Annotated in this window: 13 protein-coding genes; 7 read left to right on the top strand and 6 right to left on the bottom strand. The window is 38.0% G+C overall.

Going from position 1 to position 10,962, the window contains the following annotated elements; translation table 11 throughout:
* Positions 1–276 (top strand): transposase (locus EK17_RS03610; RefSeq protein ID WP_035587473.1); only part of this gene is annotated, 276 nt, incomplete at its 5' end.
* Between the two features lie 17 nt (positions 277–293).
* On the opposite strand, the gene EK17_RS03605 is transcribed toward EK17_RS03610, so the two are convergent.
* A complete protein-coding gene (locus EK17_RS03605; RefSeq protein ID WP_035587472.1) occupies positions 294–1,061 on the bottom strand; it encodes a HAMP domain-containing protein in 768 nt (255 codons plus the stop codon).
* Between the two features lie 204 nt (positions 1,062–1,265).
* Between EK17_RS03605 and EK17_RS03600 the strand changes: the two genes are divergently transcribed.
* Genes EK17_RS03600 through EK17_RS03580 form a run of 5 tightly spaced genes read left to right on the top strand, consistent with a single transcriptional unit; the run spans position 1,266 to position 5,006 of the window.
* Positions 1,266–2,216, top strand: a complete 951-nt coding sequence (locus tag EK17_RS03600) for a methyltransferase domain-containing protein (protein ID WP_198018141.1) — start codon at positions 1,266–1,268, stop codon at positions 2,214–2,216.
* Complete coding sequence (locus EK17_RS03595) at positions 2,216–2,404, top strand: hypothetical protein (protein ID WP_035587471.1); 189 nt, start codon at positions 2,216–2,218, stop codon at positions 2,402–2,404. The genes EK17_RS03600 and EK17_RS03595 overlap by 1 nt, the downstream gene beginning before the upstream one ends.
* 27 nt (positions 2,405–2,431) lie before the next feature.
* The gene (locus EK17_RS03590) at positions 2,432–2,659 is read left to right on the top strand and encodes a FeoA family protein (protein WP_035587470.1); all 228 of its coding nucleotides are present in this window, start codon (positions 2,432–2,434) and stop codon (positions 2,657–2,659) included.
* The gene (gene feoB / locus EK17_RS03585) at positions 2,656–4,545 is read left to right on the top strand and encodes a ferrous iron transport protein B (RefSeq protein WP_051904401.1); all 1,890 of its coding nucleotides are present in this window, start codon (positions 2,656–2,658) and stop codon (positions 4,543–4,545) included. Before EK17_RS03590 ends, feoB begins: the two co-directional genes overlap by 4 nt.
* A gap of 11 nt (positions 4,546–4,556) precedes the next feature.
* Positions 4,557–5,006 carry an RNase H family protein gene (locus EK17_RS03580; RefSeq protein ID WP_035587469.1) on the top strand — a complete coding sequence of 150 codons (450 nt, stop codon included), beginning with the start codon at positions 4,557–4,559 and terminating at the stop codon, positions 5,004–5,006.
* Between the two features lie 23 nt (positions 5,007–5,029).
* Here EK17_RS03580 and sucD read toward each other — a convergent pair whose 3' ends face one another.
* The 3 genes from sucD to folE2 all read right to left on the bottom strand — a co-directional run bounded on the left by sucD (position 5,030) and on the right by folE2 (position 8,030).
* Positions 5,030–5,917: a succinate--CoA ligase subunit alpha gene (gene sucD / locus EK17_RS03575; protein WP_035587467.1), complete on the bottom strand. Its 888-nt coding sequence runs from the start codon at positions 5,915–5,917 to the stop codon at positions 5,030–5,032.
* Positions 5,918–5,920: 3 nt separating this feature from the next.
* Positions 5,921–7,132, bottom strand: coding sequence for an ADP-forming succinate--CoA ligase subunit beta (gene sucC / locus EK17_RS03570; RefSeq protein ID WP_035587465.1), 1,212 nt, complete (start codon positions 7,130–7,132; stop codon positions 5,921–5,923).
* Positions 7,133–7,259: 127 nt separating this feature from the next.
* Positions 7,260–8,030 carry a GTP cyclohydrolase FolE2 gene (folE2, locus tag EK17_RS03565; RefSeq protein WP_035587463.1) on the bottom strand — a complete coding sequence of 257 codons (771 nt, stop codon included), beginning with the start codon at positions 8,028–8,030 and terminating at the stop codon, positions 7,260–7,262.
* A gap of 81 nt (positions 8,031–8,111) precedes the next feature.
* On the opposite strand from folE2, the gene htpX reads away from it, so the two are divergent.
* The gene (gene htpX, locus EK17_RS03560; protein WP_035587461.1) at positions 8,112–8,966 is read left to right on the top strand and encodes a zinc metalloprotease HtpX; all 855 of its coding nucleotides are present in this window, start codon (positions 8,112–8,114) and stop codon (positions 8,964–8,966) included.
* Here the strand turns inward: htpX and miaA are convergent.
* A complete protein-coding gene (miaA, locus tag EK17_RS03555; RefSeq protein WP_035587459.1) occupies positions 8,937–9,851 on the bottom strand; it encodes a tRNA (adenosine(37)-N6)-dimethylallyltransferase MiaA in 915 nt (304 codons plus the stop codon). The two genes, htpX and miaA, sit on opposite strands and share 30 nt — an antisense overlap.
* Positions 9,848–10,960, bottom strand: a complete 1,113-nt coding sequence (gene ald / locus EK17_RS03550; RefSeq protein WP_035587457.1) for an alanine dehydrogenase — start codon at positions 10,958–10,960, stop codon at positions 9,848–9,850. The genes miaA and ald overlap by 4 nt, the downstream gene beginning before the upstream one ends.
* Between the last annotated feature and the right edge of the window lie 2 nt (positions 10,961–10,962).

Below are 10,962 nucleotides of genomic sequence, written 5' to 3'. Positions count from 1 at the left end.
CAGGAAGGTCTTCAAGATTCTCTACAATTTTACTATTTTCCGCAAATAGATAAGCGAAAAATAAGTTCAACCAATGCATTGGAACGCATAAATGAAGAAATACGCAGACGTTCAAGGGTAGTGTCTATATTTCCATCTAAGGAATCGTATTTGAGGCTTATTGTGTCATATTTGATGGAATACACAGAAGATTGGTTGGCCGAGAGAAGTTACATACATCCACAGAAATTACAGGAAGTTATGGATAAATTCCAAGACCGGTTTAAGGTAGCATAGGGAATGTTTATAAATGCTTACCGAGAAGAAAATTGCGAAAGAAAATTGACAGGATCCATTTCATTTATGTCTCTTTTGAGTTTTCCTATCTCGTTATTCCTTATAACTTTAAACCTGAATTGCAACTTTCCTTTTTTGAATTCATTAATTGCATCGGCTACCTCTTGCAGTGGATCAAGTAGGTATTCTTTGGTTATATAGAAGCTTGCAATAGAGAATGCGAACAGCATAAGATAAAGAATAACAAGTATAACTTTAGCTTTGTTGATTTTGTTGTGTAAAACTTCCACATTGAAACTGGTTTCCTTGACTTTATTTATTGTTAATATATTTATGATTTTATCTACTTCGTTAATGCTTGCAAAGGTTTGCTCATCGGTATGTAGGCTATAAATATCGGTTGCATTGCCAAAGACCTTATTCAATTGATTTTGAATATGTTTCTGAATTAATGATAAATACTGAGCATCATCTTTTGATAATTTACTTCTCTCTAAGTTATTATTTATTAACACTATTATTTCTTTTAATAATCTTTTTATTTTAGGAATACCGCTGCTGTCGTTGTTCAAAAGAGAGAGTAAAAATATCTTTTCTGCAGTGTTGTATTTGTTTTCTATTTCGTGGTAAAGATTTAATTGTTTAATGCTTTCCGATTCGATTAACTGCAGGTTGTGTTTACTTAACTGAACAATTTTAAAGGTGTACCCTGCAGTTATTGCAAAACCTATAAACATTAACAATAATATAGAAGCTGTGAGAGTTTTAACTGATATGTTACTCATATCAGCACCTCCTCATATATTTGTTTCATATAATAATATAAATCCAAAATTATTTCAATATTTTGTTAATCAATTATTAATAAAATATTTCAGTTAAGAAAATATATAACTATGGAAACATTTTTGAGGGTTGCTTTATTGTTTAAACCTTTTTGCAATAGGATGGAGAATTTAATACAATAAACTAAAAAACAGGAGGAGAGCATGAGAAAGAATGTAGCCCTTGGTGTAGATGTTGATAAAAAAACCCTATGGAGTAAGCATTTTGGTATGTCTCCATATTATCTTGTGTTTGACAGGGATGGTAATTTTATTAGAGAGGTTGAAAATCCTTTTGCAAAACAGAAAAAACACCACGACGATCCCTCTTTGATAGTTGAGTTGCTTGATGATGTGTTTTTGTTTATAGCCAAGGCGATGGGCCAAAAATCAAGGCAAAGGCTAACTAATGAATTTAAGATAGAAACACTTATAACCGACAAAAATAGCGTGGATGATGCTATCGCTTACTACCTTGATGTAAAAAGGAATATAGATGTATTTGAACGCTGCTTTGAAAAATATGAAGCGTGGTTTGATAAGTATGCAGCAGTTTATGAAAGTGAGCTTAATATGTTAAAAGCAATATTGCCGCCTTTTGAAAGGGCGCTTGAAGTTGGTGTAGGAAGTGGTAGATTTGCTGCTCCATTGGGTATTAAAGAAGGTGTTGAACCCTCCAGCGAAATGGCAAAGATAGCCACAGAAAGAGGCATTAAAATCTATCCTGCTTTTGCAGAAAATTTACCGCTTGAGAATAACAGCTATGATTTTGTGTTGATTGCCGTTACGATCTGCTTTGTAAAAGACCCCAAAAAAACATTAAAAGAGGCTTATAGAGTGCTAAAAGAGGATGGAAAAATCGTTGTTGCAATAGTCGACAGAGAAACACAGATTGGCAAAGAGTATCTAAATAAAAAGGAAAAAGGTCAGTTTTATAGATATGTAAACTTTTTCTCAACAGAGGAAATTCATCGGCTATTGGAAGATGCTGGTTTCAGGATTGAAAATACTTATCAAACCCTCTTTGGTAAAAGTATAAAAGATATAAACTCAGTGCAGGGTTTTAGGGAAGGTTATGGCGAGGGCGGATTTGTAGCTGTTTTGGGGAGTAAATGATGCTTGAGCTTATCCATAAGGCTTTTTCTTCGGCTATATCTGAATTTTTTACAATAGCAATTATTGTTTTGTTTGTTGTTGGGTTTGTTATGTGGTTATATGTGCCGTTTATGATTTATTCTATTAAAAAGGAATTGAAAAGGATTAGAGGTATTTTAGAGGAAAAAAATAAAATTAGTCTTGACTAATAAAGAAAGAGGTGTATAATTCAAGCTATGAGACTTTCGGATGGTGAAGTTGGAAAAAGCTATATGATCAAGTCGATTGAAGGCGGATGTATGGCAAAGGATAGACTGCTGAAGTTGGGTTTAATTCCTGGCAGTATTATAACATTAAAAAGAAAGGCTCCATTAAGGGGGCCTTTGATGGTTGAAATCAATGGCAACGATGTTGTTGTGGGCAGAGGAATCTCTGTAAAAATCATCATCGAGGAGTTAGCTTGAAAACAATAGCCTTAATTGGACAACCCAATTGCGGCAAAAGCACCCTTTTTAATCAGATAGCAGGATACAAAAGCCTTTCTGCCAATTTTCCTGGTGCTACCGTTGAATATACCAAAGGTCAAACCTACATTAACGATGAGCTTGTGGAGGTTGTAGACCTTCCAGGCACATATTCTTTAAGCTGGTATGACGATGCAGAAAAAGAAACAGTCAAAGCCCTGTTTTCTATGGATATAGATGTAATAGTCAACATCATCGATGCATCCTCACTTATTAGAAGCATAGAGTTGACGATAGAGCTTATGTCGCTATCAAAGCCTATGGTTGTGGCGTTAAATATGATGGATGAGGCAGCAAGAAAGGGTATCTATATCGATATCAAAAAGCTTGAGAATATATTGGGTGTAAAAGTGGTGCCGATTGTTGCAAAAAAGGGCAAAGGTGTTGCAAGTCTTTTGAAGGAAACAATGAATGCCAAACCGCCCCTGAAGCGTTGTGTTTATTCAAGGGGTGTTGAAAAGTATATAACAAAGGTGTCTGAATGTATTTCTGATAATAATGTAAAAACCCAGTGGCCTACAAAACTGTTGGCTATAAAGGCTATAGAGGGTTTTAAGCCGTGTGAAGAAATAGTAGAAGCAACTCAGCCGTGCAGACAGGCTTTAAAAGAGGCAAAATTTGCTTTAAAAGAAGGGCTTGTGATAGTTCAGGAAAGACATGCCCTATGCATGGATATATTTGAAGCTGTAGCAAGAGTTAAAAAACCAAAGAAAAAAAACACAGAAGGCGTTCTGGATCAATACCTGCTCCATCCAGTGTTTGGCTATTTTTTTATGTTTTTAATTTTCTTTGTAATTTTTTATGTGGTTTTCAACGGAGGGGTACCTGTTGAGAACTTTATTATCTCGATTTTCGATAAAATCGACGGCTTTATAGAGCAGTCGCTGTTGCAACATAAACTCCTTCTTGCAATAACAAAGGGCGTTGTGGATGGCGTGGGTGCTGCCTTTGGTATAGCTTTTCCCTATCTATTGCCGTTTCTGTTTTTGATTTCCCTGCTTGAGGATGTGGGTTATCTGCCACGCATCGGGTTTTTGATGGATTCGTTGATGCATAAGATGGGGATTCACGGCACAAGCGTTATACCGTTTGTTTCTGGATATGGTTGTAGTGTGCCTGCTGTTATGGCTGTAAGGATTTTAAAGGGAAAAAAAGAGAAGTTTATTTCGGCCTTTTTAGCCTCGATGGTGCCATGTTCTGCAAGAACCACCGTGATTATGGGTCTTGTAGGTTATTTTCTTGGTTATGGGTATGCGATTTTGTTGTATGGTTTTAATATCGCGGTGATATTTGTAAGCGGCGTTATTCTAAAACGGCTCTTGCCTGGCATCAATCCTGAAATGATTATAGATATTCCGCCATATAGGCTGCCAACCACAAAAACACTGCTTTTGAAAACATGGCATAAGGTAAAGGATTTTGTTTTCTTAGCTGTACCCATGCTTATTGGTGGTAGCGTTGTTTTGACATTGATTAATTACTATCATTTAGACGGCTATATAAATCAGTTTTTCAAACCGTTTCTTGAGGGTGTTTTGGGCTTGCCGGCTGCTGTGGGAGTTGTGTTGATATTTGGAATTTTAAAGAAAGAGTTAACGTTATTGATGTTGTATCAGGCTCTGGGTTTATCCACCCTTGCTGCAATTCCAAAGGTGTTAACCCCCCATCAAATGCTTACATTTACCGTGTTTGTAATGTTTTATGTGCCCTGTCTTGCAACAATTGCTGCTATTAAAAAAGAAGTGGGTACAAAATCGGCTCTTATAATAACGGCATTAAGCTTCTTTATAGCCTCTTTTCTTGCATTTTTAGTAAGATTTATCTAAAAATATAAGTAATGTTAGAGGTTTATACTGACGGTAGCTGCATTGATAAGGATAAAGCCGATGGTCAAAGTGTTGGTGGCTGGGGTGTTTATATAGTTTTTGATAAGAAAAGTGTGAGCTTTTCTGGCTACATAGACTGTATAAATCCTGCCTATGTAGAGTTTTTTGCCGTTTTAAAGGCGTTTGAATATATTGATTTCTACCTTGATGAGCATAAAAATATCGATTTCTATGTGGATTGCGATTATGTTGTAACGATTTTAAAAGAATTATCGCTTAAAAAAAAGATAACCTATAAAGGAAAACTTATAAGGCAAAATTTCTCACTTATTAAAGAAATTGCCACCTATTTAGATAAGTTTGAAATAACTTGGCACATTGTCAAGTCCCACAGGGGCAACAAGGGAAACGAAATGGCAGATATGCTGGCACGAAAGGCTGCAAAACAGAAAATAAAGTAAAGGAGCAGGCTAAGCCGCTCCTATTAGATAAGTGCTTTTTCTTTCAGAACTTTGGCTATTGTTTCTCCTATAAATCCTGGGTTTTCAATGGTATGAACACCAGCTTCCCTTAAAGCCTTATATTTTGATTCTGCTGTGCCGCTCTTTCCCATGATGATAGCACCGGCATGGCCCATTCTTCTTCCTGGAGGTGCAGTTCTACCAGCAATAAATGCAAATACCGGTTTGGTTATACCACCATTTTTAATGAATTCAGCAGCTTTCTCCTCGGCATTACCACCGATTTCACCGACCATCATTACAGCTTCTGTCTCTGGGTCTTCTTCAAATTTTTTCAGCCAGAAGATATAGTCTGTTCCAACAATTGGATCACCACCTATTCCCACGCATGTTGACTGGCCCAACCCTGCTTTTGTTATCTGATCAGCTGTTTCATAAAGCAGTGTTCCACTTCTTGAGATAATACCTACACTACCGCGTGTAAATATATGACCCGGCATAATACCTATCTTTGTTGCTCCAGGTGTTATAATGCCAGGGCAGTTTGGCCCTATCAGTGTAACACCCTCTTTTTCTATAACCCTTTTGACCTTTACCATGTCAAGTACAGGGATACCTTCTGTTATACATACAACGGTTTTTATGCCGCTTCCTACAGCTTCCAGTATTGCATCGGCAGCAAATGGCGGTGGAACAAAAATCAGGCTGACATTGGGATGAGTTTCTTTAACTGCCTCTTCAACTGTATTAAAAACGGGAATATCACCGACTTTTTGTCCACCCTTTCCTGGCGTTACACCAGCAACAACCTTTGTGCCATACTCTTTACATGCCAGGGCGTGATAACTTCCCTCTTTACCTGTTATACCCTGCACTAAAACCCTGCTTGTTCTATATACACATACAGCCATCGGCTACTTCTCCTTCTTATCTTCTTTGTTTTCTTTTTTGCTATTTGTAGATTGGGTATTTTCCTTTGCAAGTCTTGTAATCATCTCTGCAGCTTCCCTTAAGTCATTAGCTACATAGAATTTCATCGGTGCTTTCTTTAGGATCTCCATACCTTCTTCTCTGTTCATTCCTGTTAATCTAATAACAACAGGTATGTCAACTTTAACCCTGTTAAGAGCCTGAATTATACCATTTGCAACTTTGTCACATCTTACGATGCCGCCAAAGATATTGATAAACATTGCTTTTACTTTAGGATCCCTGGTAATAATCTCAAATCCCTTTGCTATAGTCTCAGGTGTTGCTTCTCCTCCAACATCCAAGAAGTTTGCAGGTTCTCCACCGGCTAATTTAATAACGTCCATTGTTGTCATTGCAAGACCTGCACCGTTAACCATACAGCCGATATTGCCTGTGAGTTTTATAAAATTTAAACCTGAGAATCGTGCTTCAAGTTCGTCAGGATCTGCCTCTGTTAGATCTCTCATCTTTGATATATCTTTTCTTCTGTAGAGTGCGTTATCGTCAATATCCATTTTTGCATCAACTGCCAGCAAATGACCCGATTTTAAAACAACAAGTGGGTTTAGCTCAAGAAGAGAGCAATCCTTCTCAACAAAAACCTTATAAAGAGCACTGAATAGCTTTGCTGCTTCTTTTTCCTGAGCCATCAAATCAAGGTCGTATTTCAGTCGCCTGATCTGATAGGGTAGAAATCCAACAACTGGATCGATCGGGATTTTAATAATATCCTCGGGATATTTTTCTGCCACCTCTTCAATACTCATACCACCCCTTTTTGAAGCTATAACAGTTGGTCTTGAGGTGGTTCTGTCGATTACAATTGAAAAATACAGCTCCCTTTCGATGTCGGCAGCTTTTTCAACTAATAGCTTTCTGATTACTACACCCTCAGGGCCTGTTTGTTTTGTTACCAATTTTTTACCAAACAGCTCTTGAGCTACCTCTCTGACCTCATCGGATGTCCTTGCAATTTTTACTCCGCCAGCCTTACCTCTACCGCCTGTTAAAACCTGAGCCTTTAAGACCACAGGCAAACCTAATTCCATAGAGACCATCCATGCATCATCGGGGAAATAAGTAACCCTTCCCTCTGGTACTGGTACGCCGTAGCTTGCCAGCACCTCTTTAGCCTGATATTCATGAAGTTTCATCCACAACCTCCAGTTAAAAATAAAAATTACATTAAGAAATAAACCATACTTCTTTATTTATAAACTTTTTTCATTAAAAGTCAAGTTCTTTTTACCTTTACGTATACGTAGTAGTAAAAATTATTTCTCATCTTTCTATAAATGCATATGCGTTGTGATTATGAATGCTTTCAAAATTTTCAACCTCTACAGTAAAATGCGATATTCTTACATCTTTTTCTAATTTAATTGTAATATTTCGGGCAATATCCTCAACAAACATGGGATTTTGGTAGGCTTTTTCTGTAACATATTTTTCATCAGGTCTTTTTAGAAGCGAGTAAATATCGCAGCTTGCAGAGCTTTCTGCGATTTCTACCATATCTTCAATCCAAACAAACTCTTTTAGCTGAGCTTTTATTGTTGCTATGCCTCGCTGGTTGTGGGCTCCAAAATCGCTTATTTCTTTTGAACAGGGGCATAGGCTTGTAATCGGCACTCTGACCGTTAAAAACAACTCCTCAGATTGTTTATCTCCATATGCTTCCACAGTGCAACTATAACTCATAAGGGAGGCGATTTTTGTTACAGGAGCCTGTTTCTCCATGAAATACGGAAAGTTAAGTTCTATGTATGATTTTTCAGCCGATAGTCTATTTTGCATCTCTTTTAGGATTTTGCCGATTTTGCGAATGTCGATGCAATCCTTGTTCTCATTGAGTATCTCTATAAACCTGCTCATATGCGTGCCTTTAAAATGGGAGGGAAGCAAGACATACATGTTGATTTTGGCTATGGTATGCTGCTGTTTTTTATGCTTATCCAGCAACACAATCGGGTAGGTGATGTTTTTAACTCCCACTTTATCTATTGGTATGTTGCGGTTATCCTTTTGGGATTGCACATCCTTTAAATTCATGCCGATATTTTACACAAAAAAGTAATCCATGCAACTTGACTTTTGTCAAAGATGAAATATTTTAATAGCGGAGGTGAGAGTATGAATAGTATAAAGACCGTGTTGTTTTTAACTATATTGATGGGGCTGTTTATATTTGTTGGCAAGCTTATCGGCGGTCAGGTTGGTATGGTTGTGGCGTTTATTCTGGCCGTGATGATGAATATCTTTAGCTATTTCTTTTCAGATAAAATTGCATTGAAGATGTACAACGCCTATCCTGCAGATGAAAATGAATTTCGCTGGCTTTATGATATAGTAAGAAAACTTGCACAAAGGGCAAATCTTCCCATGCCCAAAATATACATCATTCCTCAGGCTGCACCTAATGCTTTTGCCACAGGCAGAAATCCAGAACATGCTGTGGTTGCTGTAACACAGGGTGCACTTGAACTTCTAACAAAAGAGGAGTTAGCGGGCGTTTTAGGTCATGAATTGGGTCATATAAAACATAGGGATATTTTAATCTCAACAGTGGTTGCTATAATTGCAGGAGCAATAATGATTCTTGCCGATATGGCTCGATGGGCTGCCATCTTTGGGGGTTTAAGCAGGGATGGTGAAGGTGATGACCATCCACTTGTCCTGCTGCTTATGGCTTTGGTTGCACCACTTGCTGCAACGCTTATTCAGCTTGCCATATCACGAGCAAGGGAGTTTGAGGCAGATAAAGCAGGCGCTATCTACAGCGGAAACCCTCTCTATCTTGCAACTGCTCTCGAAAAACTTGAAGCCTACGCGCAGAGGATCCCTTTTAAGGGTAACCCCGTTACAGAAAATCTTTTTATAGTCAACCCCTTTTCTGCTGGTGGGGCTTTATTGAAACTGTTCTCCACACATCCACCAACGCAGGAGCGCATTAAGCGATTAAGGGAAATGGCCAGAAACGGTATCTAATATTTTTTGAACTGGATCATCATGCTCTACATCGATCCATATTGCATTTTTAAATCTGCTTTTTAAAAAGGTTAGTTGCCGTTTGGCGTATTTGATTGTTGAATCGGCAATTTTCTCAGCTAATTCATCTTTTGTTTTGATTTTTCTTAAAATATACTCAACAGTCTCTTTATAGCCTATGGCTTTTATTGCATCGCAGTCTAAAAAACCCTTATGCAGAAGTTTTTCTGTTTCTTCTATAATGCCCGAGCTAACCATCTGTTTTGATCGCTTTAAGATTCTTTTGCTTAACCAATCCTTTGAGGCATACAGTACAAATATGAAAAAACTCTGATTTTCTGCATGCTTTTGTTTAAAAAACTCACTTATGGGTGTTCTTGAGCTGACAAATACAGATAAACCACGCTTGATTCTCTGGCAATCCGTTTCTTTAATATGGGATGCCCATGTTTTATCTATTACCCTTAGCCATTCATAGAGTCTTGGTGAGTCAAACTCATCACAATAATCATCAAAAAATCTTTTTACTTGAGAATTAACCTCAGGGATGTTGTTTAGACCGTTGATTAAAGCATCAAGATAGAATCCTGTTCCACCGGCAACTATAGCAGGTTTGCCTTTTTTATTGATAATTTTAATAAGTTTTTGTGCTACTTTTGCAAACTCACCAGCACTAAATATCTCGCAGGGATTTTTTATGTCGATCAGATAGTGCCTTACAGCATTTAGCTGTTGTTTGTCTGGCTTTGCTGTGCCTATATCGAGCCCTTTGTATATCTGCATGGAATCGGCAGAGATTATCTCTCCGCCGATTCTTTTTGCTATTGTAATTGTTGTATCTGTTTTGCCGGTAGCCGTTGGGCCTGTTATAACTATATTTTTCACTCTAAAACTTGTTCTGGTGGTGTATATTCAAGATTATGAGCTTTGGCAACAGGCTCACATGTAATCTTGCCTTTTACTACATTCAACCCTTTTTTGATTGCTGGATAGCGTTTTGCTGCCTCTTTCCACCCTAAATCGGCTATCAACAAAGCAAAGGGCAGTGTTGAGTTTGTTAGTGCAAATGTTGATGTTCTTGCATAGGCTCCCGGCATATTGGCAACACAGTAGTGCAAAACACCATCAACCTCATAAACAGGATCTGCATGGGTTGTTGGATGGGATGTTTCTACGCATCCACCCTGATCAATCGATACATCAACAATGACAGAGCCTTTTTTCATTGTCTTTAGCATATCTTTTCTTATCAATTTGGGTGTTTTTGCACCTGGAATAAGTACTGTTCCTATAACAGCATCAGCGTCTTTAATCTCCTCTTCAATTGTGTGAATGTTAGACATAATCATCTGGCAGTTTTTGGGCAGCACATCCTCTAAATACCTCAATCTTTCAGCGTTTATATCTAAAACTATTACACTTGCACCCATCCCACTTGCCACCTTTGCAGCATTTAGGCCAGCAGTGCCTCCTCCTAATATAACGAACTTTGCAGAATGCACGCCTGTTACACCGCCTGCCAAAACCCCTCTGCCTCCGTATGGTTTTGCAAGGTAGTATGCAGCCATAATTGATGCCATTTTGCCTGCAACCTCACTCATCGGCTCAAGTAGAGGCAGTTTGCCATCGACCTCTATTGTTTCATAGGCTATTGCTACTACACCGCTTTTTTTAAGACCGATTGTCTGGGTGTAGTCTGGAGCAAGGTGCAGGTATGTAAAGAGTATCTGGTTGGGTTTTAGCATCTCAATCTCTATAGACTGAGGCTCTTTTACTTTAACTATCATTTCTGCATTATCAAAGATCTCTTTTGCAGTGTTGACAATTTTGGCACCGGAATTTATGTATTCTTCATCGCTTATTCCACTGCCTATTCCGGCACTTTTTTCAATGAGAACCGTATGCCCTTTTTCTGAAAACTCCCTTACACCGGCTGGTGTTATGCCCACCCTGTTTTCGTTTGGCTTGATCTCTTTTGGTACTCCAATAATCATCT

The organism is Hippea jasoniae (assembly GCF_000744435.1).
Taxonomy (GTDB): Bacteria; Campylobacterota_A; Desulfurellia; order Desulfurellales; family Hippeaceae; genus Hippea; species Hippea jasoniae.
The sequence above is the reverse complement of the archived record's forward strand: the minus strand, read 5'-3'. Positions and strand labels throughout refer to the sequence as shown.